Origin of the sequence: Rugamonas apoptosis, from assembly GCF_014042355.1 — a bacterium.
Classification (GTDB): Bacteria; Pseudomonadota; Gammaproteobacteria; order Burkholderiales; family Burkholderiaceae_D; genus Rugamonas; species Rugamonas apoptosis.
The window spans coordinates 1-26,559 of record NZ_JACEZU010000017.1 but is presented as its reverse complement, the minus strand read 5'-3'; the positions used below and the strand labels follow the sequence as shown (position 1 = coordinate 26,559).

Here is a 26,559-nt window from a genome sequence, read left to right as displayed (position 1 = left end):
GCCTGCGGGCCGGCCGCATGGCCGCCCGCAGGCATCCCATCCATGTCCAAGCAGCTCACCATTTCCGCCGGCCAGTATTCCTGCAAGGGACGCAAGGACCTCAACCAGGATTTCCACGGCATCTACCTGGCCAGTGGCGCGCAGCTGGGCCACAAGGGCATCGCCATCGCGCTGGCCGACGGCATCAGCGGCAGCGACGTCAGCCAGATCGCCAGCCAGTTCGCCGTGACCGGCTTCCTGGAAGATTACTACTGCACTTCGGAAGCGTGGAGCGTCAAGACGTCGGCCGAACGTGTGCTGGCGGCCACCAATTCCTGGCTCTACGCGCAAACCCAGCAAGGACGTGGACGCTTCGACAAGGACCAGGGCTACGTCTGCACGCTGAGCACCATGGTCATCAAGTCGACCACGGCGCACCTCTTCCATGTCGGCGACACCCGCATCTACCGCCTGCATGGCGCCACGCTGGAACAACTGACGGTGGACCACCGCATCCAGGTGTCGTCCGAGCAGAGTTACCTGAGCCGCGCGCTGGGCGTCAACAGCCAGCTGGAAATCGATTACCGCACCCTGGCCATCGAAGCGGGCGACCTGTTCGTGCTGGCCACGGATGGCGTCTACGAATACACCGATGGCGCCTGCGTCGCCGCCGCCATCGCTGCCACACCGCAGCAGCTGGAGCAGGCCGCGCAAGCCATCGTGGAGGAAGCCTACCGGCGCGGCAGTCCGGATAACCTGACCGTGCAACTGGTACGCATCGACGCGCTGCCCAGCCCTGACGCCAACGAACTGCTGGCCCACTACGCCACGCTGCCCTTCCCGCCCCTGCTGGAAGCGGGCCAGTTGTTCGACGGCTACAAAATCGTGCGCGAACTGCACGGCAGCCACCGCAGCCACCTGTATCTGGCGCAGGACCCCGACAGCGGGCAATTGCTGGTACTCAAGGCGCCCTCGGTCGATTTACAGGCCGATCCGGCCCAGGTCGAACGCTTCCTGATGGAGGAATGGGTGGCGCGCCGCATCCACAACCCGCACGTGCTCAAGCCGGTGGCGCCCGGCCGCCCACGCAACTTCGTGTATCTGCTGACCGAATTCATCGAGGGCCAGACCCTGGCCCAATGGTTGCAGGATCACCCTCGCCCCGGCTTGCCGGTGGTGCGCGCCATCGTCGGGCAGGTGGCGAAAGGAGTGCGCGCCTTCCACCGGCTCGACATGCTGCACCAGGACTTGCGCCCGGAAAACATCATGATCGATGGCGCGGGCCTGGTCACGCTGATCGATTTCGGCGCCACCAGCGTGGCCGGCATCAGCGAATATGCCGGTCCCGCCGAACAGGGTGCCTTGCCCGGTGCGCTGCAATGCACGGCGCCCGAATATTTCCTGGGCGAAGACGGCAGTACCCGCTCAGACATCTATGCGCTGGGCGTGATCGTCTACCAGATGCTGACCGGGACGTTGCCGTACGGCGTAGAGGTGCCGAAAACCCGCACCCGCGCCGACCAGCGCAAGCTGCGCTATGATCCGGCCACGGGCCACAACCGCGACGTGCCGCCGTGGGTGGACGAGGCCGTCAAGAAGGCCGTGCATCCTGACCCGCTGCGGCGCTACGACGATGTGGCCGAATTCCTGTACGACCTGGAACACCCGAACCGGGCCTTTCTTGAGCGCAAGCGCCCGCCGCTGATCGAACGCCACCCACTGGTGTTCTGGAAAGGCATGTCGTTCGCGCTGACCTGCGCATTGCTGCTGTCGCTGGCCTTCAGGGGGCACTGACACGCGCCACGGCCGCCCTGGACGATCGGCTGCACCGCGCCCAAGCCGCAAACTGACGGCACCATTTGACTGAGCGAGCGCACAACTTGGTCGGGTCGATAGGGCGACAATTTGTCCTGGCCCGCGACAAAGAATAGCGCGAGTCGGCCAGGTCCTACGCCAACGTCGGCAGCGCCGGATTCTCCATCGAGCGCGGCGCGGAACTGGTGACGGCATACACATCCTCCGACCATGCCCGGCGCGGTTTCAGGCTGGCTGCCCTACCGCCAGTAGCGACGAGTTAGTGGATCCCCTCTAAGCCCATCGATTGACAACTGACCGCCAGTCATTAAACTGGCCATATTATGACCATTAGTCATTTAACCAAGGAGCGTGGCGATGAAACAAGATCTGACAGGACAGTGGGCGCTGGTGACGGGCGCTTCGAGCGGCTTTGGCGTGGACTTCGCCCGCCAGTTGGCCGCGCGCGGCGCCAAGCTGGTACTGGTGGCGCGGCGCGCCGAACCGATGCAGGCGCTGGCCCGAGAACTGGCCAGCCAATACGGCACCGTGAGCGAAGTGCAGAGCGCGGACTTGTCCCAGCCGGGCGCCGCCCACGCGCTCAAGGCCACGCTGGACGCGCGCGGCATCCGCATCGATATCCTGATCAACAATGCCGGCTATGGCGTGTGGGGTCCGTTCCTGGAACAGCCGCTGGCCCGCACGCTGGACATGATGCAACTGAACATGGTGGCGCTGACGGAACTGACCCACGCCTTCGCCAACGACATGGCGCAACGCGGCCGCGGCAAGATCCTGCTGGTGTCGTCCATCGGCGCCTACCAGGCCACGCCCACCTATGCCGCCTACGCCGCCACCAAGGCTTACGTGCTGCTGTTCGGTGAAGCCCTGCACGAGGAATTGAAACGCAAGGGCGTGACCGTGACCGTACTCTCGCCCGGCATCTCCGCCACCAGCTTCCTGGCCGTGTCCGGCCAGCGCGCCACCCTGTACCAGCGCTTGCTGATGATGAAGAGCGCGGCCGTGGTGCGGATCGGCTTGCGCGCGCTCGACCAGGGCCGCGCCTCCATCGTGCCGGGCTGGCTGAACGCGTTCACGGCCTTCGGCAACCGCTTCATGCCGCGCATGGTGCAACGCCGGGTCGCTTATCAGCTGATGAAGAACTGAGAAAGAACCGAGGAAAAACTGAAGCGCCGCCGATTCATTGTAGAATCCGGAGCCATTCAACCCCAAGGAAGCCCATGGGACGCCCCGTCCTGACCGAGGAACACCGGGAGCAGCGCCGCCGCGTGCTGCTCGACGCCGCCCACCAGCTCTATCGCGAGCGCCACGCCCTGCCGCCCGTGGCCGACATCGCCAGCGCGGCCGGCCTGGCCAAGGGCACGGTGTACCTGTATTTCCGCACCAAGGAAGAAATCTTCGTCGCCCTGCTGGAAGACAGCTTCGCGCGCTTGTTCACGGCGCTGGCGCCGCTGCTGACGGGACTGGACATGCAGCAGCCCGATGCGGCGGCCCGCTTCGCGCGCGCCTACACGCAACTGGTGCGCGACAGCGGCGACCTGTTGCGACTGGCCGCGCTCGGCAACACCGTGCTGGAAAAGAACCTGCCGCTGGAAGCCATGCAACGCTTCAAGCTGAACCTGGCGCAGGGAATGATGCAGGCCGGCGCCCTGCTGGAGCAAGGCGCGCCCGCGCGCGTGTCCGGCTGGGGCGCCACCCTGCTGCTGCAAACCTACGCGCTCACGTTGGGGCTATGGCAAGCGCTGGACTTTCCCGATGCGCTGCGCGCCCTGTTGCAGCAACCGGCGTTGCGGGTGCTGGAACGGGACTTTCATGCGGAACTGGAAGCAGCTATCGAACGGCTGTGGTCGTCCGCGTACAGCTGATCCGGCCGGCGCGGCGACGCGCCGGCATGCACATCACCACATCAGATCGTCGGGGATCTGGAAAGCGGCGTACGGATCGTCCTCATCCACTTCCGTCGTGCTCTTGTTGACGCGCACCACCAGCGACGCATCGCGCTCGGCGATCTTGTCCGCGATCACGCGCGGCACCAGCTCCACCGCGTCGCCCAGGCAAACCACCACCAGCCGCCCCGCCACCAGATGCTCGCGCACCTCGGCCGACACGTAGATGCGCTCGATCTTGGTGCCATGGGTGAAGTTGTAGGCGATGTCGCCCTTGCCCTTGTTCTGGCGGTTCTTCTGCACCAGGTCCGCGATCTGCGCCTGGATCGCCTTCTGCGTGGCCGCCTCGTCGCGCTGGGCGTTCAATTCGCGGGCCCGTTCCGCGTTCTTGCGCTGGATCTCAAGCGCGGCCAGCCGCGCCTCGTCCACGCTCTGCGTGCCCGTGCGGCGCTCCTCCTTCTTCTGCTTGCTCTTGTCCTGATTAACCTTCTTGACCTTGTTCTTGTCGACCAGGCCGGCCTTTAGCAACTGCTCTTGCAGGGAAACCATGCTTACCACTCCGTAAATAGGGACCGGCGGCCGGGCCTTGTCGCCGGCCGCCGCAAAGGCGATAGCATAGCAAACTGGCGCTAGCCCAGCTCAAACGAGGTGATGCCATATTGGCGCGCCATGTCCATCGCCGGCTGGCCCCGGGTGTACATGCGCGCCGTTTCGAAGCAGGGCCGCAGCTGGTGGCGCGCGGCCAGCGACATGGCGGCCGCGTTCGCTTCCGGCACATCCAGGTACACAGGCACGCCCGGCGTCACCTGGCCCAGCAGGTTGAGGAACAGGGTCTCGGCCTGCACCGCCGTCTCGGCGAACAGGGGGCCGATCTTGTAGCCAAGGCGGCACGGGCGCAGCACGGCGTACGCGGCCACGCCCTGCGCACCCGGAATGCCGACGGCGATGCAATCGGGCTGGGTGATCCAGCACTGGAGGAAGCGGCTGCGCTCATCGGGGAAGCAAGCGCGGTCGTAACGGTGCACGTCATCGATCGGCAGCGAGGCCAGCGGCACCGCCGCATTGTCCACGCCGGGCCGGCCATACGCCTCGTAGCGGATGTTGCGGTGGGCCAGGTGAAAACCGGACTTGGCGTAATTGCCCTGCTGGGCCACCACCCCGTCCAGCCCCACATTGCGGCCCGCCAGCCGCGCCATGCCGGCCCGCCACAGGGCCATGCCATGCCCGCGTCCGCGCCAGGCCGGGCGCACGAGGTAGCCACCGATGAAGCCGAAGGTGGTGCCATATTGCACCGCAAAGATGCTGGCGACCGGTTCGCCGTCCACCACGCCCAGCAGGAAGCCGCCCGGATCGGCCGCATGAAAACAGGCGGCGTCGTTGAGGCCGGGATTCCAGCCTTCCTCGGCCGCCCAGTCGAGCACGGTGTCCAGCTCCTGCGCGTGCATGGGGCGGATCAGCATGGGTTCGGGCGTCATCCTGCGTTCCTGTTGTGCGAGTCGCTCATGGCCCCACTCTAGGCCTTTTCGCGGCATGGCGCCATTGCCGCACAGCATCATCCTTCGGCCCACCTTGACATCGGCTCCCCGCGAACTAGGCTGATCTGATCGGACACTCCCGACACGACCATCCGCGACTGCCGCGGGGCGGACGATGATCAGGAGACAAGCCATGAATGCACAAGAGAACAAGCAACTGGTGATGCAAGGCTACCAACTGTTCCAGAGCGGCGACATCCGCAAGCTGATGGACCTGTATCACGACGACGCGGACTGGATCGGTCCCGATTCCGAATACACCCCCTATGCCGGCAGCTATCACGGCAAGCAAGGCATAGGCCAGTTCTTCGCCAAGCTGGACGCGTCCGTCCAGGCCGTCCAATTCGAACCGCGCCAGTTCATTGCCGAGGGCGACACGGTGGTCGTCACCGGCGACGCCACCTGGATCGCCAAATCCACCGGGCGCCGTTTCGACAATCCCTGGGTCCACGTGTTCACCATGCGCGACGGCAAGGTAGCGCGCTTCCAGGCTTATTACGACACGGCCCCCGGCGACCGCGCCTTCCATCCTGAACTGGCCGGCACCGCCGCCAGCATCCCACTGCACCACTAACGGCAACGCGTGCGGGCCAGGTATTCATACTGCCTCCCGCACGCCAACGTCCCGGCCCTGCTACACTGCCCGTGCCGCGCGCGCCCACGCACCGGGCACCGTGCACCGCGCACGGCAAACCGACTTACACATCATTTCAAAAAGCCCATGGCGCCGCGATGGCGCCTAGCCTTGGCCATTTGAAACAACTTCATCGCCAACGCCTTCAGGAAGCCACCATGTTGAACTTCGAGTACTACAACCCCACCAAAATCGTGTTCGGCGCCGGCACCACGGCCGCCCTGTCGCGCCTGGTGCCGGAAACGGCCCGTGTGCTGCTGCTGTACGGCGGCGCCAGCGCGGAAAAGACGGGCACCCTGGCCGACGTGCGGGCCGCGCTGGCCGGGCGCGTGGTGCGCGAGTTCGGCGGCATCGAACCCAATCCCAGCTTTGAGACGCTGCAAGGCGCCGTCGCCCAGGTGCGGGCGGAAGGACTCGATTACCTGCTGGCCGTGGGCGGCGGTTCCGTGATCGACGGCACCAAGTTCGTGGCCGCCGCCGCCGTGTACGAGGGCGACGCCTGGGACGTGGCCAGCAGCCGCGGCGCCGTGGTGCGGCGCGCGCTGCCGTTCGGCACCGTGCTGACCTTGCCGGCCACCGGTTCGGAAATGAACAACGGCGCCGTCGTCACCCGCAAGGCCACCCACACCAAGCAGCCGTTCCGCAGCGAACACCTGTTCCCCCAATTCTCCATCCTGGACCCGACCCGCAGCTACACCCTGCCCTTGCCGCAAGTGGCCAACGGCCTGGTGGACGCTTTCGTCCACACCACGGAACAGTATCTGACCTATCCGGCGCAAGCGTTGCCGCAGGACCGTTTCGCCGAAGGCTTGCTGCAAACGCTGGTGGAGATCGCGCCGCGCGCGCTGGCCGCGCCCGACGATTACGATACCCGCAGCAACCTGATGTGGGCCGCCTCGCTGGCCCTGAACGGCCTGATCGGCGCCGGCGTGCCGCAGGACTGGGCCACCCACATGATCGGCCACGAACTGACGGCGCTCTACAACATCGACCACGCCCGCACCCTGGCCATCGTGCTGCCGGCCCTGCTGCAGGTGCGGCGCGACAGCAAGCGCGACAAGCTGCTGCAATACGGCGCACGCGTGTGGGGCATCACGGACGGCGGCGAGGATGAGCGCATCGACGCTGCCATCGCCCGCACCCGCGCCTTCTTCGAAAGCGTGGGCATCCCCACCCGGCTGGCCAACTATGGCCTGGGACAGGAAGCGGTGGAAGCGGTGCTGGCCCAACTGGCCGCGCACGGCATGAGCAAGCTGGGCGAACGGCGCGACGTGAACCTGGAGGTCAGCCGCGCCATCCTGCAGCAGGCGCTGTAATGCAACGGGCGCTGTCGTGCAACGCAACGCAACGGGCGTCGTGACCGGCGCGGCGTGGCCGGAATTTTGTGCATAGCAAAACAAGTTGTTCGGCAGATAGATTGACTGCCGAGCGGCAGGCTGCAATACTGAATTGAACGACCGTACGGCAAGCCGTCTGCGAGTCGATACCCCCACCATCGCCGGGCGGTTGGGCGCGGTGGGGCAGATTGCCGCTTCATGCCTGTGTGCCATGACAGAACTTCGAGCCTCGCTCAAAAGTAAGCACAAGTTTTCGCTCAACTGGAGCTACTTGAACGCGATCGCCAACGGCGTATCGGCCATCGACCTGCCCGCGTTGGCCTTGCGCAACCTGCACGACGCGCGCCAGTTCGTACGCGAATACGGTTTCGACCTGGACCAGCCGGCCGCTCCCGCCCACATCGCCCGCGTGCACCGCGAGGCGGTCGACTTCATCACCCACACTTTTTTGGAACCGAGCCAGGCCCACCTGGTCCCGGCCGCCGTGGCCGCGCCGGACGACCCGCTGCAACTGCTGGTGTACGCTTCCATGCGGGGCCAGCAATCGGACTTGCTGCGCATGTGGTCATGCGCCGTGCTCAAGGTGATGCACGGCATTTTCTACCTGGAGAACAACCTCAAGCTGCGCCACTTTTCCACCATCCGCGAGCAGGTGTTCGCCAGCCTGGACGAAGTGATCCACTGCGACGACAGCGGCCGCCACTTCCTCACGGACGGCGAAGTGTGCCTGCCGTTGCTGCATTACGAGCGCAAGAACAACAAGGGCCGCCACAGCATCCTGCTCAAGCTGCTGCAAAAGGCCGGCTACCTGGCGGCCGACATCTACGACCACCTGGGCGTGCGGCTGATCTTCAACACCCGCTTCGAATGCCTGCTGGCCCTGCGCACCTTGCAGCGCGCCCATTTGCTGTCGGTCACCAACGTGGACGCCCAGCGCACCCGCAATACCCTGCTCGACCTGGAAGCGGCCAAGCAGATATTCAGCAAGTACCGGGCCGTGCTCGACCACAGCGATGGCTATCCTGACGAACTGTTGCAGCGCATGGACGAGGAAATGGAGCAACTGGCCAAGCCCCAGACGCGCACCGACAACCCGCACAGCGGCGCCGGCTTCAGCAGCATCCAGGTCACGGTGCGCAAGATGATCCATCTGCAACCGGACCCCACGGCCGATATCCAGGATTACGATGTAGGATTCTTCTTCGAATATGAGATCCAGCTGATGGACAGGGCCAGCCACGAGCGCAGCCTGAGCGGCCCGGCCAGTCACGAAGCCTACAAACGGCGCCAGGTGGAAACGGCCCGCCTGCGCGTGCTGGGGCGGGCGTTGCAGGACTGGATCGCGGCCTGCCAGCCGCCGCAGGCCGCCACCGCGCCGGATGCTGACGCGGCCCCCGCCTCTGCACCCGCCACCGCCTCCGCGCTAACACATTGACGCGCCGGTCGCATCGGACACTGTGATCAAATTGACACAAGCATGATATCCGCATGATTCGTTGCTGCATCGCACCATGCTAGAATCGTTCCATTCCCATCCAATCATGGAACAGCAGATGAAACGTGTGATCTTCAATCAGAAAGGCGGCGTCGGTAAATCGACCATTGCGGTGAACCTGGCCGCCATCGCGGCACACCAGGGCAAGCGAACCTTGCTGATCGACATAGATCCACAGTGCAACGCCAGCCGCTACCTGCTGGGCCAGGCGGCCAACGACGTGGCCCCCACCATGGGCGCCTACTTCGAGCAGATGCTGAGCTTTTCCATGTTCGCCAAGGCAGCCAGCCAGTACGTGCACGAGACGCCGTTCGAGAACCTGTCCGTGATGGTGGCGCATCCGGAGCTGGGCGATTTGCAATCGAAGCTGGAATCGCGCCACAAGATCTACAAGCTGCGCGACACGCTCAACGAACTGAGCAAGGACTTCGATGAAATCTTCGTCGACACGCCGCCGGCCTATAACTTCTTCACCCAGTCGGCCCTGATCGCGGCCGACAGCTGTTTGATCCCGTTCGACTGCGACGACTTCTCGCGCCAGGCCCTGTACACGCTGGTCAACAACGTGGCCGAGATCAAGGCCGACCACAATCCGGCGCTGGAAATCGAAGGTATCGTCGTCAACCAGTTCCAGCCACGGGCCTTGCTGCCGCAACGGCTGGTGGACGAATTGAAAGAGGAAGGCTTGCCGGTGCTGGACAACAAACTGTCGAGCTCGATCCGCATCCGCGAATCGCACGACCGCAACCTGCCCATGATCCACCTGGACGCGCGCCACAAGCTGAGCCAGGAATTCCTGGCGCTGTACGAGGAATTGCAGGCGGCGTGAAGTGCCAAGGATGCGCGCCGCACGACACTAGGCGCGCAGTGCCTTCAAGATGCGCGCCGCCGCGCGTTCGGCCTCCGCTTCCGCCGCGGCCTGGTCCGCCAACGTCAATTCCACCGACACGCGCCGCTTGGGATAGATGTTGTTCATATGCATGGGGTTATTCGACGGCGCGTGGATGCACACATACGCCCCCCATAGCTTGGTGCCTTCCAGCAATTCCCCCGTGCACTCGACCTCATAGCCATCAATGTTTTTGAACGGCATAGCCTATCTCCAGGAAGTCCCCTACACTCACTTGTTTGGCGCCGCGATGACGTATCACGCCGCGCAACGGCTCGGCGGGCCGCGCCAACAGGTAGAACACGTCCTTGTCGTCGGCCAGCTCCCGGGTCCAGCCTTGCATGGCGTAGAAGCGCTCGGCCCGCGTGCCGGTCCCGGTGCTCAAGCGCACCTGCCGCGCGCCGGACGCGAACAGCCAGTCGACGGCCAGCGCCAGCAAGGCCTTGGCGTAACCGCGCCCCTCATGCTCGGGCGCGATGAACAGCGCCCAAATGGAGGTATCGGTTTTATCAGCGTAGCAGAATCCGGCCACCACCCCGTCGATTTCCGCGACCCAGCCCCGTCCCAGCGACTCCAGATAATCGCGGTACATCCGCTCGGTGATGCGGCTGGGGTTGGACAGCACATTTTCGCGCACACTCAGGCGTATCGCCGACATCGCGGGGATGTCTTCTGTGGTCGCCTGGCGGAAGATGAGCGGGGTTGCGCGGTGCTCGTGATGGCTCATGCGGTCGGCGGTAGCGAGTGGCGAATCGGGCCGCATAGCATAGCACTTTGATCATGTTGAAAATACACAAATGCTCACACCCGCGCGGGTGTGAGCAGTGTGAACAAGATCAGACCGGCGTGAAAACAACGGTCTCCGCTAGCTGACCGACACCCCTTCCCATGCCGGGCGCGCAGCCGGTGGTGCCAGCTGCTCCTGCTCCAGCGCCATCATCCTCGGCGGCGCCAGTTCGCGCTCCAGCGCAGGCGCCCCCGCCGGCTCCAGTTCGCGCAGCAATTCCAGGCACGCCAGCGCGGCCCGGTTCTCGACATCCTTTTCCTCGTGCCAGGCCGACACCGACACGGCCACGATGTTGTAGCCGCGCAGGGAACGGAACAGCGCGCCCATGTCCGCCAGGCTGGGACCGGCCTTGACGTGGTATTTCAAGGCCGGCATCTGGGCCTCGGCATCGATCACGTCCGTGTCGAAATGCACATACAGCCGTTCGGATGGCGACAGGTGCCGCAAAATGTCGCCGATCTCGCAATGCACCAGGTCCGAGGCGGCCACCGCTTCCGCCTCGCCGGGGTCGAGGTCGCGTGCGTCCGACAACACGACGCGCTGCTCCGGGAACGGCGCCACGCCCACGGCCGAGCGCAGCGCGCCGATGGCGTCGCGGTTGTCGCGCCGGCGGTCGGGCCGGCCCACCAGCATGGCCAGCGGCATGCCGCCCAGGTAGCGGGTCTGGCTGGTGTTCCAGGTGTGGAAATCGCCATGCGCGTCCAGCCACAGGATGCGCTCGGGCGGCCGGCCGGCCTGCTGCAGCCCGCCCAGCATGCCCAGCGACGACACGCAATCGCCCGAGATGCTGACTGGCACATCGCCGGCCCGCACGATGTCGCGCACGGCCGCCGCCAGCCGGCCATACACCTTGCCCATGCTGCGCATCTGCTCGCCCCGGTCGGCGATGGCGGTGGCCTGGCATTCGTCCACCCGCACCACCTGCCAGTCGTTGCGATCGAGCTCGCACACGCGGGCCAGGCCATCGCGCCGCTGGCCCATCAGGAAAGGCACCAGCAGGCGCCGCTTCATAGCCAGCCCTCCGGATCCATGCTGTAGCCCAGCGCCTCCATCATGGCCAGCACCTCGGGCTGGCGGCCCAGCGCCAGCAAGGCTTGCTCGCGTTTGCGCCAGCGCTGGCGGGCCGGCTGCTCGGTGGCCATGGTCACGGGCAGTTGCTCCTGCATGGCCATGGGCGCCAAGCCCAGGTAGCCCGTGACCCGGCCCATGGCGGCCACCGGGTCGGCCAGGAAGTCTTCGAAGCGCAGCCGCAGCGCCGCCACGCCCGCTTCCAGCACGGCGCGGTGCGGCGACAGCCACTGGTTCAGGCACACCTGCTCCAGCGGCGCGGCCGTGAACTGGCGCCAGTTGGGCGGCAGGTCGAACTTCCACCAGCGCCGCCCGAACGGCAGCACGTCGGTGTAGCCGCCGATGCGCAAGTCCACCCCGGCCCAGCGCAAGTCGTGCGAGAAGAAGCCCACCGGCGATTGCCAGCCGTCCATCAAGCCATTGACGGCTTGCGCGTAGCCGCGCGTGAGGTGGATGTACTTGATGTCGGCGTGCGGGAACAGCTGGCGGTACAGGCCCAGCCGGTACACATCGGGCGGGGTCTTGAACAGCAACACCTTGTTGGCCGCGTCGGCGGCGCTGAAGCGGCGCCGCTGGTGGCGCGGCATCACGAACGGCGGTTCCTCCAGCTTGAGCGGCACGTCGAAGCCGCCGGCGGCGCCGTCGCGCGCCATGCCGTCGTAATAGGCCATGCGCCAGCCGTCGTGGCGGAACACCTTGGCCAGCACGTATTCCTGCCAGGCCCGCTCGTCGCCGCAGCGCTGGGCCGCGCTGGCCGTCACCGCCTCGTCCAGCGACTGGGCCAGCCGGCGCTGTTCGGACGGCTGGGCGAACACGGACGGAAATTGCAGCAGCAGCCGGTTGCGCCAGCGCCGCTTGAGCAAGTCCAGTGCGGGCGGGCCGTCGTCGGCCACGGTCAGGTCGTCCAGCACGCAGTCGGCCAGCGCGCCCGGATTGGCCAGCGGGCCGATGGCATCGCTGTTGCTGGAATAGCCGAAGCCGTTACCGGTCAGGGCCAGGTACGGTTCGATCTCGCCATCGAGCGTGGCCACGTCGGGGTGGCGCGCCAGCACGCTGGTGAGCAGGCTGGAACCGGACCGGGGACTGGTCAGGATCACGGCCACCTGGCGCACGGCGCCGCCCAGGTCGGACGGCGCCACCGCGCGGATCGAGTTGACTGTGTCGATCAGCCGGTTCATGCGGGCCGAACCGGCGCGGCGCGCTGGATCAGGTACACGAAGAATTTTTTCATTTCGGCCTTGTCGGCCGCCGCGCTATCGAGCTCGCGCACGCTGTAGCCGTTGGCCTCGGCCAGCTTGCGGGTCTGCGCGATGGCGCCGAAACTGGCCTGGGCGAAGTAGATGCGCCCGCCCGGCTTGAGGTAGCGCCCCACCTGCTCGAAGAAGCCGGTGTTGGTTTCGAAATTGGTGTCCCACTGGGAGCGCGCCACCACGTCCGGGGCTGGCTTGTCGCGGAACGGCAGGTTGGCCGTGATTACGTCGAACTGCTCGTCGCCCACGTTCTGGAACAGGTTCGATTCACGTACTTCCATCACGTCCTCGAAGCCGTGCAGGGCCGCGTTGTAGGTGGCGCTGCGCAGCGCCGACGGGTTCACGTCCAGCGCCAGCACCCGGCCCGCACCCGCGTAGCAGGCATGCACGGCGATCACGCCCGAGCCGGTACCCACGTCGAGCACGGCGTCGCCCGGGTCCACCTGGAGCTGGCGCACCAGGGGCTGGCTGTCCGTGAACGGCCAGAACGTGCCGGGGTAGACCATGAACTGTTTGCCCAGGTATTTGATCATGCGCCCGTCGGGCGGGATGGCCTTGAACGCCTTCTGGCGGTTCTTTTGCCAACGGTCGATCTGGGACAAGCCTGCTGCGTGTACGTGTTCCATGTCATTCCTTCGCAATGAGTCACTAGTGAATCAGAAGGGAGCGGCGCCGGCCCGGCCTGGTCGAGTATAGCCAAGGCGGCCTCGGCGTCGAAATGCAGATTAGTTTTAAAATAACATAAAAATGTATCGAAACAGCAAGATACTTCTTGCAAGTGACGTCCGTACTGGTGGCCCAACAGACGCCCGGCCGCCACCGCAAACGAGCTCAACCGGGACAATTGTCATAGTGACATGCCAAGCGATTGCCGGTACCATCGGTAGCGAATGTGAAGTACCTGTCCGCCTACTTTGGAGGTGCTTACCGTGGCTGCGCCCACCGCCCTTGCGCACTGGCGCGCGCAGATCTTCGCGCGCCTGCTGCTGGTCGTGTTCGTGCTGGGAGTGGTCACCGCCATCCCCAGCGCGCTGCTGGCCGCGCGCGAAGGCATCTGGCTGATCGCCGCCATCGACGTGCTGGCCATCGGCTGGACCGGCGCCATCTGGCGCCTGCGGCGCGTGACCTACGCCACCCGCGTGTGGCACTTCCTGAGCGTGATCTACGTGGTGGGCGTGGGCTTGCTGCTCAAGGTCGGCCCCATCAGCCAGATCTACCTGCTGGCCATCCCGGTGCTGGCGGCGCTGCTGCTGGGCTTCCGGCCCGCCATGTGCATGCTGGCGCTGACCACGGCCACCGTGCTGGCCCTGGGCTACCAGGCCGACGCCGGGCTGCAGGTGATGGGCCTGCCCGCCTACGGCATGCTGCGCTCGCTCATCATCGCGCTCAACTTCCTGTTCATCGCCGCCGTGCTCACGCTGTCGTGCGCGGTGCTGCTGCGCCACCTGGCCCACTCGCTGGAGGAACTGGCCGCCAGCGCCGCCTCGCTGGAACAAAGCCGCAACCACCTGGTGGCCGTCAACGACGACATCCACCGGCTGGCGTTCTACGACGTGCTCACCGGCCTGCCCAACCGGCGCCTGCTGATCGACCGCATCGACACCCTGCTGGCCGCCAACGCCCGCGACCGGCACTACAGCGCCGTGCTGTTCATCGACCTGGACCGCTTCAAGTTCATCAACGACGCCCGCGGCCACGGCACCGGCGACGCGCTGCTGCGGGCCGTGGCCGAACGGCTGCTGCCGCTGATGCGCAAGGCCGACACCGTGGCCCGCATCGGCGGCGACGAATTCGTGGTGGTGCTGTCGCACCTGGCCCCCGCGCTGGAGGCGGCCACGCTGGCCGCGCGCACGGTGGCCGACAAGATCCGCCACGCCATCGCCACGCCGTTCGTCATCGACGGCCAGCGCTACGCCTGCTCGGCCAGCATCGGCGTCACGCTGCTGCCGCAAAGCGGCCAGAACGCCCAGGACCTGCTGCGCGAAGCCGACACCGCCATGTACCGCGCCAAGGCCGATGGCCGCAACGGCATCGCGTTCTACGAGCCGGCCATGCAGGCGGATGTGGAACGCCGGCTCGACATGGAACGCGACCTGGCCGCCGCGCTGGCGGCGGCCCGGCTGGAGATGCACGCCCAGCCCCAGGTGGACCACCATGGCCGCACCGTGGGCGCGGAAATGCTGATGCGCTGGCCGCTGCCGGGCGGCGGCGCCGTGCCGCCCTCCGTGTTCATTCCCGTGGCCGAGGAATCGGGCCTGATCCTGCAACTGGGCCAGTGGGCGCTGCAACAGACCTGTTTGGCCGCGCGGGGTCTGGCGCGGGCCGGTCACCCGCTCACGCTGTCGGTCAACGTCAGTCCCAGCCAGTTCCGCCAGGCCGGCTTTGTGGAGCAGGTGCGCGCCACCCTGGCCGCCACCGGCGCGCCGGCCAGCATGCTGGTGCTGGAAGTGACGGAAGGCTTGCTGGTGGAGAAAATGGACGCCACCATCGAACGCATGCACGCGCTGGCCGCGCTGGGGCTGCGCTTTTCCATCGACGATTTCGGCACCGGCTATTCCAGCCTGGCGTATCTGCGCCTTATGCCGCTGTATGAACTGAAGATCGACCGCAGCTTCGTGACGGATGCACCGCACGACAGCGGCAGCGGCGCGCTGGTGCAAACCATCCTGTCCATGGCACGCCACCTGGGCTTGCGGGTGGTGGCGGAAGGAGTGGAAACGGCGGACCAGGCCGCGTTCCTGATCGGCCACCACTGCCACTGCATGCAGGGCTACCTGTATGGCCGCGCGATGCCGGTGGAGGCGCTGCTGGCGCGGCTGACGGCGGAAGCAGAGGCCCAGGCGCAGGTGGGGACGGCCACAGCCGCAGCCGCATCGGCATCGGCCCCGCAGGCGCCGGCCAGCGCGGCGACATGAGTCACTCGCAGGCACCAACTTTCCCCCAACCGTATCATTTGCTTTCCCCGCGCCGCCGAGCAGACGCCATGATATTTGGCGCGCGTGACAATGCGCGTCAATTGCGGCCACCGTCCATCCTATGCTGGTAGCGGGCCGCGCAAGCTGGCCCGCCACGGGAGACAGCCATGGACACAAGCCACCGTCAACGACAGCTAGCCTTGGTGGAACAGGTGTACGAGGCGGCGCTGGCGCCGCCGCACTGGCGCGGCCTGTGCGAACTGATCGCGCCAGCGTTCGGCGCCGACAGCGCCGTACTGGCCCTGCTCGACGAGACGGGCGCGGCCCGCGTGCTGGACCGCAGCGCCAACTTCAGCGCTGCGTTGCAGGCCCAGTACGAGCAGCACTACTGCCACGAGGACGTGTGGGCCAACCGCGCGCGCGAACTGGGCCTGGGCCAGGTGTTCAGCAGCGCCGACCTGGTGGCCGACAGCGACTTCACGCGCTCGCGCTACTACGCCGACTTCTGCCGCCCGGCCGGCATCTTCTACGTGGTGGGCGCGCTACTGCCGCTGGCGCCGCGCGAACTGGCCGTGATCGGCATCCACCGGCCGCGCCGCGCCGGCCATTACGAACGCGACGACAAGCGCCAGCTGGCCGCCTTCCTGCCCCATTTGCAGCGCGCCCTGCGGCTGGCGCGGCGGCTGGAGCAAACCGGCCTGGCGCTGGGCTGCGGCGAGGCGGCGCTGGCCTGCGCGCGGGTGGCCGCCATCGTGCTCGACGCGGAACTGACCGTGCTGCACGCCACCGACAGCGCGGCCGCCCTGCTCATGCCCGGTTCGCCACTGCGGCTGCAACACGGCCGGCTCAGCGCCGCCGTGGGGCCCGGCAGTCCCGGCCTGGCGCAACTGGTGCGCGCGGCCCTGCCCGGTCCGGGCCGCGCGCCGCGCGCCCATGCCCTGCGCCTGCCCCGTCCCGGCCGTCCGCCGCTGACGCTGACGGTGGCGCCGCTGCCGGCGCGCGCGGACGCGGCACCCCATGTACTGCTGCTGTTGCGGGCGCCGGAACAGGCCACCGTGGCGGCCGGCGTACTGCGCCAGTTGTACGAGCTCACGCCAGCCGAGGCCGATGTGGCCAAGGCGCTGGCAGAAGGCAGCTCGCTCGCACAATTCGCGCTGGCGCACCGCATCAGCATGAACACGGTGAAGACCCATCTGCAGCGGGTGTATGCCAAGACGGCCACCAGCCGCCAGGGCGAACTGGTAGCCCTGCTGCACGGTTCGGCCGCCATGTACGGCGCCGCGTCCGGCCTCACCCAAACGTGTGACGACGCCGGCGCCGCCCGCCCCTACACTGCTGCTACCGGTCGCCCAAACGACCGGCCGGCCACCGGCCAGCGCGGCCCGCAAGCGGCGCCCGCGCCTCCCCACTGCGACAGGAGCCCACCATGAAACAGTTCCCATACGCCGCGCTGCTCAGCGCACTGGCGCTGAGCGCCACCGCCCAGACACCGGACACGGTACGCATCCCCGCCGCGTCGCCGCACATCACACTGCCCGAGCATCCCTACCACATGAGCGAGGCCACCCTCTACACGCTCAAAGGCGCCTACGACCTGTCCAACGGCAAAAGCCTGTCCGTGTTCAGCCGCGGCAACGCCCTGTATGCGGAAGTGGACAACGAAGGACGCCATCGCCTGATGCCCGCTGCGGCCAACACCTTTGTGGCGACCGACCGCCAGCTCAAGCTGGAGCTCAACGAGCATGACGACGGCACCATCACCGGCGCCTTGACCATGGTGGTGCCAGCGACCCAGATCAGTGGCGTCAACGCGGGCGAGAAACTGGTCGTGGCCACCTTCCGCTGACGCTGGCGCACTGGCCGCGCACCCCATTCATCGCCCGCCCACCCGCCGTTGTCTCCATGCCGTCGTGCCATGGCATCGCGATGTGACATTTCGTGATGTCAATTAAATCGCTTTACAATTGACATTAATCAATGTCAACATGCAGCCATGAATTGACATTGAACGCTGTCAAACAAAGGGAAGCATGAGGCGATGGCCAGCAAGAAGATGACGGCGGTGGAAGCGGCCGGGAGCGCGCGGGTGTACCGTGGCGCCAGCAATGAACAGCGGGTGAGCGAACGGCGCCAGCGCCTGCTGGCGGCGGCCATCCATTGCTTCGGCACCCACGGCTACCACCACACCACGCTCAAGATGCTGTGCGCCGAGGCGGGACTGACGGAGCGCTATTTCTACGAATCGTTCAGCAATTTCGACGAGCTGCTGTGCAGCGCCTACAACGAAGCGGCCGACACCATGCTGGCCAAGGTGACGGCCAAGGTGGCGCGCGCCGCGCCCAACCCGCACGACCGCATGCGGGCCGCGCTGGAATCCTACCTGGCGGTGGTGGCGGCCGACAAGGCGCGCGCGCGGCTGGTGTTGATGGAGATCGAAGGCGCCAGCGAGGCCGCCAACGCCACCTACCGCCAGCGGCTGGACATGTCGACCGACGTGATCGAACAACTGATCTGCGCCGGCCTGCCGGCCAAACCGGCCAACGGCCTGTCATCCCGGTTGCTGTCGGGCGCGCTGCTGGGCGCCCTCTACCAGACGGCCAAGAACTGGGCGCTGGCCGACTTCAAGCCGGCCCGCGCCACGCTGCTGAAAAACCTGCTCGCCCTGGGCATGGCCACGGTGGCCGCCTGGCAGGCGCCCGCCGCGCTTTCCGCCCCCACACCCGCGCCCCCCCCCCCCTGCCCGCCGCCGGAGCGCCTGACATGGATATCGTTTATACCCTCGCCGCCGCGCTGGCGGCCTGCATCGTACTGGTATTGCTGGCCAACCGCCTGGCGCCGTTGCCGGCGGCCCGGCTGGGCATGGACCTGGAACGGTGGCGCGCCGGCCTGCGCCTCAAGCGCGCGGCCGTGCCGGGTTTCGCGATGCCCTACCTGGAAGGCGGACGCGGCGCGCCGCTGGTGCTGGTGCATGGCTTTGGCGGCGACAAGGACAACTTCACCCGCATCGCGCGCTTCCTCACGCCCCACTACCGGGTCGTGATCCCCGACCTGCCCGGCTTTGGCGAAGCGACGCGCGACGCGGCGGCCAGCTACACCATCGCCGAACAGGTGGAACGGTTGCGCGCCTTCCTCGACCAGGTGGCGCCCGGCCCCGTCCACCTGGGCGGCAATTCCATGGGCGGCTTCATCGTGGCCCAGTTCGCGGCCACCTATCCGGAACGGGTGGCCAGCGTGTGGTTGCTGGACCCGGCCGGCACGGCCGCCGCCCAGAGTTCGGCCGTGCTGGAACGCTACCGCGCCACGGGCCAGATGCCACTGCTGTTGCGCCAGGCCAGCGACGTGCGGGAACTGATCGCCAGCACCACCCACCGCGAACCGTTCCTGCCGTACTGCGTGCGCCGCGCGCTGGGCCAGCGCGGCGCGGCCGACCATACGCTGCACAGCCACATCATGCGCCAGCTGACCAGCGCGCCGCTGCTGGAACAGCAATACCGCGACCTGGCGCCGCCGGCCCTGATCGTGTGGGGCCAGCAGGACCGCATCCTGCATCCATCCGGCGCCGCCGCGCTGGAAACCCTGTTCCGCCGCAGCCACACCATCCTGATGCCCGAGATCGGCCACCTGCCCATGCTGGAAGCGCCGCGCCAGAGCGCGCGCGACTACCTGGCGTTCCGGCGCGACAGCGCGCTGGCCTGAGCGCGTCCAGGTGCGCCTGGCACTGACCTTGTCGCTTAAATTTTCATAGGTGCAACAAAAATAACTGCCGTGACGAGCGCTTTTGCTAGAATGGGGATCGGGCAACACCGCCGCGTCCCCTCTACGCCATGAACCGAGTCCACGCCCTTTTGCTACTGCTGTTCAGTCTGGCCATGGCCCCGGCAAGTGCGGCGACCATCCAGGCTTGCGCCGACCAGGCGGAAATGCCGCCGTTCGTGTACGCCGAGCGCGTGCACGGACAGCGCAGCGGCCATGTGGTGGGCGCCAGCGTCGACCTGCTCAACCTGATCGGCGCCCGCCAGGGCTGGCAAGTGGAGGTCCAGTTGCTGCCATGGGCGCGCTGCCTGGCCCTGGTGGCCGACCACCGCGTGGCCCTGGCGCTCAACATCGGCCAGGCCGACGCCGCCGCCAGCAAGCTGCTGCTGAGCGACGCCTACTTCACCATGCACAATGTGTATTTCTATTCGCGCCGCGCGCGCCCGCAAGGCATCCATTTGCAAAAGCTGGCCGACGTGCACCAATACCACCTGTGCGGCCTGGGCGGCTACCGTTTCGAGGCCTACGGCATCGCCACCGCCGACGTGGACCGCGGCGCCACCATCGGCTACGAACAGTTGATCGGCAAGCTGCACCTGGGCCGCTGCGACCTGTTCATCGACAGCCGCGAAACCATGGCCGGCCAGTACCTGATCAACCCCACCCTGCGCGGCATGTTGGTGGATGGCACGCTGGTGAGCCAGCCCTTGCCCGGCTCGCCCCTGCGCGAGCTGTATTTCGGGGTGTCCGCCAGCGGCGCCGAGGCGGCCCGACTGTTGCAAACAATTAACGCCGGACTGGCGCGGCTGGACAAGACACGGGAACTCGATAAACTGTTATCCCACTACCTGGAACAATAACCGACCGGCGGCGCGCCGCCCATGATGCCCGGAGCCTGGATGTCCCATTCCGCCGTCCCTTTCCCGACACTGGCCCTGGCCGCCCTGCTGCTGGCACTGGGCGGCGCCGCCGCGCACGCGGGCGAATCCGCCACCGGCGCCACCAGTTCCGCCGATGACGCGGCCGGCGCCGCGGTGGCGGCGCCAACGTCCCGATCCGCGCCGGCCGAACCTGCGCGCCCGCTGCTGTCGGTGAACGGCTTCGGCACCTTTGGCTACGCCCACTCCGACCAGCACAGCGCCGACTATGTGTTCGACAACCTGCAACCGCAGGGCACGGGCCGCAACCACCAGTGGAGCAGCGACGTGGACAGCCGGCTCGGGGTGCAGTTCACGGCCAACTTCACGCCCCAGTTGCAGGCGGTGGTGCAAGTGTTGTCCGAATACCGCTGGAACAACAGCTACCAGCCCTTCATCAACTGGGCCAACCTGAAATATTCGTTCACGCCCAACGTCAGCGTGCGGGTGGGACGCATCGCGCTGGCCAGCTTCCTGGCCTCCGATTCGCGCCGGGTCGGCTACAGCAACGTCACGGCCCGTCCGCCGATCGAGGTGTACCGGCTGCTGGCGCTCAAGGAGAGCGACGGCGTGGATGCCTCCTACCGCATACATAGCGGCGACACCAGCAACACCACCACCATCCTGTATGGCAAACGCACCGTCACCAACACGCGTGGCATCGATGTCCATTCGAGCGCCGTGGCCGGCGTGTTCGACACGCTCGAACACGGCCCGCTGACGCTGCACGCGGCCTACCAGCAGCGGGACGTGGACAACCAGAAGCCGCCGCGCGGGCGCTTTTGGTCGCTGGGTGCGGCGTGGGATCCGGGCGAGTGGTTCACCTCGGCCGAGTGGGTGCGGGTCTCCAACTATGACGGCAAGGGTATCGAGGCGGTGCGCGCGGCCTGGTATGTGAACGCCGGAGTACGCATCGGCAGCCTGACGCCGTACGCCACCGTGTCGGCCCTCAAGCCGCTGTCGGATACGGGCGCGCCGCCCGTCGCCCAGCACACCTACGCGGCCGGCGTGCGCTGGGATGTGGCGCGCAATCTCGACTTCAAGCTGCAGTGGGACCAGCTGCACCTGGGCACCGGTTCCTATGGCACGCTGCAAAACGTGGTGGCGGGAACGCCGCGCGGCGGCCAGGTCAACGTGGTCAGCGCGCTGGCTGATTTCATCTTCTGACGGCGAAACCCATCATGCATACGCCCGTCCCCACAGTTTGCCGCCTGCTGCTGGCCGCCTTGCTGCTGGCCGGGGCCACTTGCCGCGCCGAGGTGGTGGTGATCGTGTCGGCCAGGAATCCCGTCAAGGCGCTCAGCGGCGAACAGGCCGCCGATCTGTTCCTGGGCAAATCGGCCGACTTCCCCAACGGCCTGCACGCCGTGCCGATCGACCAGAGCGAAGGCTCGCCCGTGCGCGATGCGTTCTACCTGAAAAACAGCGGCAAGGCGCCAGCCCAGATGAAGGCGCACTGGGCCCGCATGCTGTTCACGGGGCGCGGCCAGCCGCCGGTGGAATCGGGCGACAACGCGGCCATCAAGCGGCTGGTGGCCGACAACCCCAACCTGGTGGGCTATATCGACCGTAGCGCGCTGGACCCTAGCGTGCGGGCCGTGCTGTCGATACACTAGCAGGTATGCACATCGCCTTTGAATCGCCGGATCAGCCGGCCGTGATCGCCCTGATCGCCGACCTCGACGCCTACCACCTCACCCTCTATCCGCCGGAAAGCGTGTACGCGCTGGATCTGTCCACGCTCAAGCAGCCGCACGTGAAGTTCGCCGTGGTGCGCGACGATACCGGCACGGCCGTCGGCTGCGGCGCCGTGGTGCTGACGCCGGACTATGGGGAGATCAAGCGCATGTATCTGCGGCCGGAATGCCGGGGCCATGGCGCGGCCGACCGCCTGCTGCGCCTGCTGGAAGACGCGGCACGGGCGGCCGGCTGCCCGCGCCTGACGCTGGAGACGGGTCCGTCCCAGCCGCCGGCGCTGGCCCTGTACACGCGCCACGGTTTCCGCCGCTGCGCGCCCTATGGCGATTATCGGGATGATCCGCTCAGCGTGTTCATGGAAAAGCCGCTGGCCGATGCGGCGCAGGGCGACAGCCTGACGTTCCTGCGCGACGAGCTGCGCACCTTCGCGCGCGAGCGCGACTGGGAGCAGTTCCACACGCCCAAGAACCTGGCCATGGCGTTATCGGTGGAGGTGGCGGAGCTGGTGGAGCATTTCCAGTGGTTGCCCACGGGCGCAGACGCGGAACTGGACGAGCAAAAGCGCACCGGCATCCGCCACGAACTGGCCGACGTGCTGGCCTACCTGATCCAGCTGGCCGACAAGACCAATGTGGACCTGGTGGCGGCCCTGCGCGAGAAGATGGCGCTGAACCGCCTCAAGTATCCTGCCGACCGGGTGCGCGGCGATGCCCGCAAATACTCGGAATATTGAGCCCCCTACGGGTCCATTCCCAACGCCGCACGGATCTGGCCACGCACGATGGGCCAGCATGGCGAACCAGCCGACACTTCGTCGTAATGGCTGCCGCCGGGCAGGATGATCACTTCCGCCGCGTCGCCGGCCGCCTGCGCGCGGCGCGCGTAATCCTCGCCGGCCCGTAGCGGCGAGATGGTGTCGAATTCGCCGTGAATAAGTACCGTGCGCACGCCACACGGCAGCAGTTCGGCCGGCGACGTATCGAGGAACACGTCCGGCCGCGCCGCGCTGGGATGGCCGGCCAGTTGCGCCGTATCGCGTTCGCAGCTGCATGCGATCAGCGCGGCCTCGTTGCGCAAATCAGCCAACCCGCCCAGGCTGATCACGGCCGGAACGGGCAGCGGATCCGAAACGAATAATGGACTGCTGCGCGGCAGGCGTGCGCGCGCAGCGGCCCATTGCGCCAGATGGCCACCAGCCGAATGGCCCACCAACACCACCCGCGCCAGGTCCAGATGATGGGGCGTGGCCAGGGTGCGCAGCAGGTCCAGCGCCTGTGCCACGTCCTGGTACATGCCGGGATAGCCGCCACCCGGCTGGTCATGGCAGCGGTATTCGATATTCCACACGGCGATACCCTGGCGCGCCAGGGCCGTGGCCATGTCACGCATCTGGGTGATGCCGCCGAATTGCACCGTCCAGCAGCCGCCGTGGATCAAGGCCACCACGGGGAACGGCCCCTCGCCCTGCGGCAGGAACAGTTCCGCGAACTAGGACGGTCCGTCGCCAAAATCAACGCGCAGATCGGGCGCCCGGCCGTTCAGGGCCAGGTAATCGTCCAGCGTCATGGGCGCCGGACCCGCGCCACCAACCAGAGGGTTCGTGGCGGCGACCATCAATAACCCTTGGTGCTCTTGCCGCCCTTGGATGCTGGCTTGGCCTTGAACTTGTCACCTTTGGCGCCCGGCGCCGGTTTCTTGGGCGGAGTGGACTTGCCCGATTCCGGCGGCATCTGGTCGGCGTGGCTGATGCGCAGTTGCGCGCCGCCCACCCACACCTTGCCCAAGTGCTGGAAGATATCGTCCGGCATCCCGGCCGGCAGCTCCAGCATGCTGTAGCTGTCAAACACTTCAATGCGGCCGATGTACTTGGCTTCCAGTCCCGCTTCGTTGGCGATGGCGCCCACGATGTTGCTCGGCGTGGCGGCGTTATTGCTGCCCACTTCGATGCGGAAGGCGCTCATGGGAATCTGCGCCTTGCCCGGCTTTTCCTTTTTCTTCTTGGCCGGCGCCTCGTCCAGTTCGGCTGGCGCCACTTGCGCGGCCTTGGCCAGGGGAGAAGCCTTCTTCGCGGCAGCGGCCGGTGCCGCGTGTGCCGCTGGTGCGGAATGCGCCGCCGGTGCTGGCGTCACGCCGCCATCATCGCGGCTGATGCGCAGCTGCTGGCCCGCGACCTTGATCGAGGCCAGGTGCTGCAGCACGTCGGCCGGCAGGTCGTTCGGCATATCGAGCACGCTGTAGTCGTCGTAGATCTCGATACGGCCGATGTGCTTGGAATCGACCCCGCCTTCGTTGGCGATGGCGCCAACGATGTTGCCCGGCTTGACGCCGTGCTGGTAGCCCACTTCGATGCGGAAGGTCTGCATGCCGGGATCGGCGGCGCGCACGATGCGTTCCTTTTTCGGGAACCGTTCGCTGCGCTCGCTGCGTTCGCCGCGTTCAGGGCGGTCGCCACGTTCGGGGCGGTCGAAGCTGGCCGCGCGTGCGGGGCGCTCTTCCCACGACGTGGTCAGTTGCTTCTTATCGAGCAGCAGCGGCACGTTGCCACGCGCCATCTTGGCCAGCGCGGCGGCGATTTCGATGGCGGGGATGTTCTGTTCACGCTCGAAGTCCTCGATCAGGCTCTGGAACTGTTCCAGCTCGCCCTGCGCCAGCGTCTCGGTGATCTGTTCCTTGAACTTGGCGATGCGCACATCGTTCACGGCCTGGATGGTCGGCAGTTCCAGCATGCCGATCGGCTGACGGGTGGCCCGTTCGATCGATTTGAGCAGGTTCTTCTCGCGCGGCGTGATGAACAGGATCGCCTCGCCGCTACGGCCGGCGCGGCCGGTGCGGCCGATGCGGTGGGTATAGCTTTCCGGGTCGTGCGGCACGTCGTAGTTGACCACGTGGCTGATGCGCTCCACGTCCAGGCCGCGCGCGGCCACGTCGGTGGCGACCAGGATATCGATCTTGCCATCCTTGAGCATCTGGATGGTGCGCTCGCGCTGCGCCTGCTGGATGTCGCCGTTGATGGCGGCGGCCGAGAAGCCGCGCGCCTGCAATTTGGTGGCCAGTTCCTCGGTCCCGAGCTTGGTGCGCGAGAAGATGATCATGCCGTCGAAGTTCTCGGCTTCCAGGATGCGGGTCAGCGCGTCGAGCTTGTGCATGCCGCTCACCAGCCAGTAGCGCTGGCGGATGTTCTCGTTGGTGCCGGTCTTGGAGGCGACCGTCACTTCCTTGGGCTGGCGCAGGTAGGTGTTGGCGATGCGGCGGATCACGGACGGCATGGTGGCCGAGAACAGCGCCGTCTGGCGCGATTCAGGCGTCTCTTGCAGGATGCGCTCGACGTCGTCGATGAAGCCCATGCGCAGCATTTCGTCGGCTTCGTCCAGCACCAGCGTTTTCAGTTTGGACAGGTCAAGCGAGCCTTTATCCAGGTGGTCGATCACGCGGCCGGGCGTGCCGACGACCACATGGACGCCGCGGCGCAGGGCCGACAGCTGTGGGCCGTAGCTTTGGCCGCCGTAGATGGGCAGCACGTGGAAGCCGGGAATATGGGAGGCGTAGGTCTGGAACGCCTCGGCGACCTGGATCGCCAGTTCGCGGGTGGGCGCCAGCACCAGCGCCTGCGGCGTGGTCTGCTTGATATCAATGCGCGACAGGATGGGCAGCGCAAAGGCGGCCGTCTTGCCGGTACCGGTCTGGGCCTGGCCCAGCACGTCCATGTTATCGAGAAGGAGGGGAATCGTCGCGGCCTGGATCGGCGATGGCGACTCGTAGCCAACCTCCTTCAATGCCTTGATCAGCGGGGCACTCAGGTTCAGGTCGGAGAAAAGGGAAATAGGGGATGCAGACATGGCGTCACTCACAAGAATTGTTCGAATCGCCTAATTGCGAAAGAAATTGGTGCGTAGTTTACTCCCTCCGGGCGATCTGAGCCGAATTACCGCCATTTTCGATTGCCCGCCGCCCTGTGGACGTTGGCGAAACGCCTCTTCAAGTGTTGCCGCAAATGCGGGCGAGCGCGCAGGGGGGCGCCCTTCAAAACTCAGCACTTTGTCTAATTCGGGCTAAACGAGGCCGATTCGGTCTAACGCGGGCTAAAACCCGCAAGCAGAAGTCTAAAACGGTCCATAAAATCCGGGCGCAAATCTAAATCGGTCGATTTTTGGGAAGCGAAAATCTAAAACGGACTAGAATTCCGTTCTGCCATTCAAGTTTTAGACGCATCCGGCCATCTGTCAGCCATGTGGATCCGGTCGCGCTTGCGCGTCGGCATTCGACCTGCAATCGGATGCACGAATCCAATGGCCATCGCCAGGGAAGCGCAGCCAGATGCAGCGCCAGGCATTACGTCCTCGCGCATGGCGGTTGGCAAATATCGACGGCGTCAAAGCGTCGCCATTATCCGTTCGGATGTGCTCCCCGATGACTTTGGCATATTCGAAGGCTTGGTGGTAGCTGGTTCGCAAACAGGTGCCATCCGGCAGGAAGACTGAGGTGTACTGTCAATAGTGGACACTTCCGTTTCAAGCCGCCAGCGCCTGTTTGCTGAAATCAGCGGCAAACGATGCTGGTGATACGTAGCCAAGGCGCGAGTGACGCCGCTGGCGGTTATAGAA

The 26,559-nt window shown here is 66.5% G+C and carries 25 protein-coding genes and 1 pseudogene; 17 read left to right on the top strand and 9 right to left on the bottom strand.

What is annotated here, in order from left to right; genetic code table 11:
- Positions 1 to 42 precede the first annotated feature (42 nt).
- The 3 genes from H3H39_RS25500 to H3H39_RS25490 all read left to right on the top strand — a co-directional run bounded on the left by H3H39_RS25500 (position 43) and on the right by H3H39_RS25490 (position 3,659).
- Positions 43 to 1,773: a bifunctional protein-serine/threonine kinase/phosphatase gene (locus tag H3H39_RS25500; RefSeq protein ID WP_182157207.1), complete on the top strand. Its 1,731-nt coding sequence runs from the start codon at positions 43 to 45 to the stop codon at positions 1,771 to 1,773.
- Positions 1,774 to 2,151: 378 nt separating this feature from the next.
- Positions 2,152 to 2,940, top strand: a complete 789-nt coding sequence (locus tag H3H39_RS25495) for an SDR family NAD(P)-dependent oxidoreductase (protein WP_182157206.1) — start codon at positions 2,152 to 2,154, stop codon at positions 2,938 to 2,940.
- Between the two features lie 74 nt (positions 2,941 to 3,014).
- Positions 3,015 to 3,659, top strand: coding sequence for a TetR/AcrR family transcriptional regulator (locus tag H3H39_RS25490; RefSeq protein ID WP_182157205.1), 645 nt, complete (start codon positions 3,015 to 3,017; stop codon positions 3,657 to 3,659).
- A gap of 33 nt (positions 3,660 to 3,692) precedes the next feature.
- Here H3H39_RS25490 and H3H39_RS25485 read toward each other — a convergent pair whose 3' ends face one another.
- Together H3H39_RS25485 and H3H39_RS25480 are read right to left on the bottom strand one after the other, a co-directional pair.
- A complete protein-coding gene (locus H3H39_RS25485) occupies positions 3,693 to 4,229 on the bottom strand; it encodes a DUF2058 domain-containing protein (RefSeq protein ID WP_182157204.1) in 537 nt (178 codons plus the stop codon).
- 80 nt (positions 4,230 to 4,309) lie between these two features.
- Positions 4,310 to 5,155, bottom strand: a complete 846-nt coding sequence (locus tag H3H39_RS25480; RefSeq protein WP_182157203.1) for a GNAT family N-acetyltransferase — start codon at positions 5,153 to 5,155, stop codon at positions 4,310 to 4,312.
- Positions 5,156 to 5,348: 193 nt separating this feature from the next.
- Between H3H39_RS25480 and H3H39_RS25475 the strand changes: the two genes are divergently transcribed.
- From H3H39_RS25475 to H3H39_RS25460, 4 genes are all read left to right on the top strand, one after another.
- Positions 5,349 to 5,789, top strand: a complete 441-nt coding sequence (locus tag H3H39_RS25475; RefSeq protein WP_182157202.1) for a nuclear transport factor 2 family protein — start codon at positions 5,349 to 5,351, stop codon at positions 5,787 to 5,789.
- A 218-nt stretch (positions 5,790 to 6,007) separates the two neighbouring features.
- Positions 6,008 to 7,165, top strand: coding sequence for an iron-containing alcohol dehydrogenase (locus tag H3H39_RS25470; RefSeq protein ID WP_182157201.1), 1,158 nt, complete (start codon positions 6,008 to 6,010; stop codon positions 7,163 to 7,165).
- A gap of 232 nt (positions 7,166 to 7,397) precedes the next feature.
- Positions 7,398 to 8,621, top strand: a complete 1,224-nt coding sequence (locus tag H3H39_RS25465; RefSeq protein ID WP_182157200.1) for a TIGR04552 family protein — start codon at positions 7,398 to 7,400, stop codon at positions 8,619 to 8,621.
- 118 nt (positions 8,622 to 8,739) lie between these two features.
- Positions 8,740 to 9,510 (top strand): ParA family protein, encoded by a 771-nt coding sequence (locus H3H39_RS25460; RefSeq protein ID WP_182157199.1) that lies wholly within the window; start codon positions 8,740 to 8,742, stop codon positions 9,508 to 9,510.
- A 27-nt stretch (positions 9,511 to 9,537) separates the two neighbouring features.
- On the opposite strand, the gene H3H39_RS25455 is transcribed toward H3H39_RS25460, so the two are convergent.
- The 5 genes from H3H39_RS25455 to H3H39_RS25435 form a co-directional block, all read right to left on the bottom strand.
- Positions 9,538 to 9,774, bottom strand: coding sequence for a hypothetical protein (locus tag H3H39_RS25455; protein ID WP_182157198.1), 237 nt, complete (start codon positions 9,772 to 9,774; stop codon positions 9,538 to 9,540).
- Positions 9,755 to 10,297 (bottom strand): GNAT family N-acetyltransferase, encoded by a 543-nt coding sequence (locus H3H39_RS25450; protein ID WP_229218288.1) that lies wholly within the window; start codon positions 10,295 to 10,297, stop codon positions 9,755 to 9,757. Before H3H39_RS25450 ends, H3H39_RS25455 begins: the two co-directional genes overlap by 20 nt.
- A gap of 138 nt (positions 10,298 to 10,435) precedes the next feature.
- Positions 10,436 to 11,368: an arginase family protein gene (locus H3H39_RS25445; protein WP_182157197.1), complete on the bottom strand. Its 933-nt coding sequence runs from the start codon at positions 11,366 to 11,368 to the stop codon at positions 10,436 to 10,438.
- On the bottom strand, positions 11,365 to 12,603 hold the full coding sequence (locus H3H39_RS25440; protein WP_182157196.1) for a hypothetical protein: 1,239 nt from the start codon (positions 12,601 to 12,603) through the stop codon (positions 11,365 to 11,367). The genes H3H39_RS25445 and H3H39_RS25440 overlap by 4 nt, the downstream gene beginning before the upstream one ends.
- Positions 12,600 to 13,301, bottom strand: a complete 702-nt coding sequence (locus H3H39_RS25435; RefSeq protein ID WP_182157195.1) for a methyltransferase — start codon at positions 13,299 to 13,301, stop codon at positions 12,600 to 12,602. Before H3H39_RS25435 ends, H3H39_RS25440 begins: the two co-directional genes overlap by 4 nt.
- 303 nt (positions 13,302 to 13,604) lie before the next feature.
- Here H3H39_RS25435 and H3H39_RS25430 point away from each other — a divergent pair, with 303 nt between their 5' ends.
- The 10 genes and pseudogenes from H3H39_RS25430 (at position 13,605) to H3H39_RS25385 (ending at position 22,691) form a co-directional block, all read left to right on the top strand.
- The gene (locus H3H39_RS25430) at positions 13,605 to 15,590 is read left to right on the top strand and encodes a putative bifunctional diguanylate cyclase/phosphodiesterase (protein WP_182157194.1); all 1,986 of its coding nucleotides are present in this window, start codon (positions 13,605 to 13,607) and stop codon (positions 15,588 to 15,590) included.
- Positions 15,591 to 15,757: 167 nt separating this feature from the next.
- Complete coding sequence (locus tag H3H39_RS25425; RefSeq protein WP_182157193.1) at positions 15,758 to 17,020, top strand: helix-turn-helix transcriptional regulator; 1,263 nt, start codon at positions 15,758 to 15,760, stop codon at positions 17,018 to 17,020.
- Positions 17,017 to 17,436 (top strand): hypothetical protein, encoded by a 420-nt coding sequence (locus tag H3H39_RS25420; RefSeq protein WP_182157192.1) that lies wholly within the window; start codon positions 17,017 to 17,019, stop codon positions 17,434 to 17,436. Before H3H39_RS25425 ends, H3H39_RS25420 begins: the two co-directional genes overlap by 4 nt.
- A 270-nt stretch (positions 17,437 to 17,706) precedes the next feature.
- Positions 17,707 to 18,630, top strand: a complete 924-nt coding sequence (locus tag H3H39_RS25415) for a TetR/AcrR family transcriptional regulator (RefSeq protein ID WP_182157191.1) — start codon at positions 17,707 to 17,709, stop codon at positions 18,628 to 18,630.
- Entirely contained in the window at positions 18,513 to 19,286 is a 774-nt protein-coding gene (locus H3H39_RS25410) for an alpha/beta fold hydrolase (RefSeq protein WP_182157190.1), read from the top strand. The genes H3H39_RS25415 and H3H39_RS25410 overlap by 118 nt, the downstream gene beginning before the upstream one ends.
- Before the next feature lie 173 nt (positions 19,287 to 19,459).
- Positions 19,460 to 20,203, top strand: a complete 744-nt coding sequence (locus H3H39_RS25405) for a substrate-binding periplasmic protein (protein ID WP_182157189.1) — start codon at positions 19,460 to 19,462, stop codon at positions 20,201 to 20,203.
- A gap of 39 nt (positions 20,204 to 20,242) precedes the next feature.
- Positions 20,243 to 21,427, top strand: coding sequence for a porin family protein (locus H3H39_RS25400; protein ID WP_182157188.1), 1,185 nt, complete (start codon positions 20,243 to 20,245; stop codon positions 21,425 to 21,427).
- A gap of 14 nt (positions 21,428 to 21,441) precedes the next feature.
- Entirely contained in the window at positions 21,442 to 21,876 is a 435-nt protein-coding gene (locus H3H39_RS25395) for a type 2 periplasmic-binding domain-containing protein (protein ID WP_182157187.1), read from the top strand.
- 5 nt (positions 21,877 to 21,881) lie between these two features.
- Positions 21,882 to 22,265: pseudogene (locus tag H3H39_RS25390) on the top strand (GNAT family N-acetyltransferase); the annotation flags it as partial.
- 48 nt (positions 22,266 to 22,313) lie between these two features.
- Positions 22,314 to 22,691: a nucleotide pyrophosphohydrolase gene (locus H3H39_RS25385; protein ID WP_182157252.1), complete on the top strand. Its 378-nt coding sequence runs from the start codon at positions 22,314 to 22,316 to the stop codon at positions 22,689 to 22,691.
- 5 nt (positions 22,692 to 22,696) lie between these two features.
- Here H3H39_RS25385 and H3H39_RS25380 read toward each other — a convergent pair whose 3' ends face one another.
- Both H3H39_RS25380 and H3H39_RS25375 read right to left on the bottom strand, forming a co-directional pair.
- Entirely contained in the window at positions 22,697 to 23,431 is a 735-nt protein-coding gene (locus tag H3H39_RS25380) for an alpha/beta hydrolase (RefSeq protein ID WP_311196990.1), read from the bottom strand.
- A gap of 140 nt (positions 23,432 to 23,571) precedes the next feature.
- Positions 23,572 to 25,794 (bottom strand): DEAD/DEAH box helicase, encoded by a 2,223-nt coding sequence (locus H3H39_RS25375; protein WP_182157186.1) that lies wholly within the window; start codon positions 25,792 to 25,794, stop codon positions 23,572 to 23,574.
- Positions 25,795 to 26,559 lie beyond the last annotated feature (765 nt).

Bases quoted from the DNA above. Each gene is read 5' to 3' on its own strand.
- H3H39_RS25485 (WP_182157204.1), bottom strand. From the start codon at position 4,229: ATGGTTTCCCTGCAAGAGCAGTTGCTAAAGGCCGGCCTGGTCGACAAG.
- H3H39_RS25480 (WP_182157203.1), bottom strand. From the start codon at position 5,155: ATGACGCCCGAACCCATGCTGATCCGCCCCATGCACGCGCAGGAGCTG.
- H3H39_RS25405 (WP_182157189.1), top strand. From the start codon at position 19,460: ATGGCCCCGGCAAGTGCGGCGACCATCCAGGCTTGCGCCGACCAGGCG.
- H3H39_RS25495 (WP_182157206.1), top strand. From the start codon at position 2,152: ATGAAACAAGATCTGACAGGACAGTGGGCGCTGGTGACGGGCGCTTCG.
- H3H39_RS25475 (WP_182157202.1), top strand. From the start codon at position 5,349: ATGAATGCACAAGAGAACAAGCAACTGGTGATGCAAGGCTACCAACTG.
- H3H39_RS25470 (WP_182157201.1), top strand. From the start codon at position 6,008: ATGTTGAACTTCGAGTACTACAACCCCACCAAAATCGTGTTCGGCGCC.
- H3H39_RS25460 (WP_182157199.1), top strand. From the start codon at position 8,740: ATGAAACGTGTGATCTTCAATCAGAAAGGCGGCGTCGGTAAATCGACC.
- H3H39_RS25435 (WP_182157195.1), bottom strand. From the start codon at position 13,301: ATGGAACACGTACACGCAGCAGGCTTGTCCCAGATCGACCGTTGGCAA.
- H3H39_RS25420 (WP_182157192.1), top strand. From the start codon at position 17,017: ATGAAACAGTTCCCATACGCCGCGCTGCTCAGCGCACTGGCGCTGAGC.
- H3H39_RS25375 (WP_182157186.1), bottom strand. From the start codon at position 25,794: ATGTCTGCATCCCCTATTTCCCTTTTCTCCGACCTGAACCTGAGTGCC.
- H3H39_RS25440 (WP_182157196.1), bottom strand. From the start codon at position 12,603: ATGAACCGGCTGATCGACACAGTCAACTCGATCCGCGCGGTGGCGCCG.
- H3H39_RS25455 (WP_182157198.1), bottom strand. From the start codon at position 9,774: ATGCCGTTCAAAAACATTGATGGCTATGAGGTCGAGTGCACGGGGGAA.
- H3H39_RS25400 (WP_182157188.1), top strand. From the start codon at position 20,243: ATGTCCCATTCCGCCGTCCCTTTCCCGACACTGGCCCTGGCCGCCCTG.
- H3H39_RS25500 (WP_182157207.1), top strand. From the start codon at position 43: ATGTCCAAGCAGCTCACCATTTCCGCCGGCCAGTATTCCTGCAAGGGA.
- H3H39_RS25445 (WP_182157197.1), bottom strand. From the start codon at position 11,368: ATGAAGCGGCGCCTGCTGGTGCCTTTCCTGATGGGCCAGCGGCGCGAT.
- H3H39_RS25490 (WP_182157205.1), top strand. From the start codon at position 3,015: ATGGGACGCCCCGTCCTGACCGAGGAACACCGGGAGCAGCGCCGCCGC.
- H3H39_RS25465 (WP_182157200.1), top strand. From the start codon at position 7,398: ATGACAGAACTTCGAGCCTCGCTCAAAAGTAAGCACAAGTTTTCGCTC.
- H3H39_RS25410 (WP_182157190.1), top strand. From the start codon at position 18,513: ATGCCCTACCTGGAAGGCGGACGCGGCGCGCCGCTGGTGCTGGTGCAT.
- H3H39_RS25385 (WP_182157252.1), top strand. From the start codon at position 22,314: ATGGAAAAGCCGCTGGCCGATGCGGCGCAGGGCGACAGCCTGACGTTC.
- H3H39_RS25395 (WP_182157187.1), top strand. From the start codon at position 21,442: ATGCATACGCCCGTCCCCACAGTTTGCCGCCTGCTGCTGGCCGCCTTG.
- H3H39_RS25425 (WP_182157193.1), top strand. From the start codon at position 15,758: ATGGACACAAGCCACCGTCAACGACAGCTAGCCTTGGTGGAACAGGTG.
- H3H39_RS25450 (WP_229218288.1), bottom strand. From the start codon at position 10,297: ATGAGCCATCACGAGCACCGCGCAACCCCGCTCATCTTCCGCCAGGCG.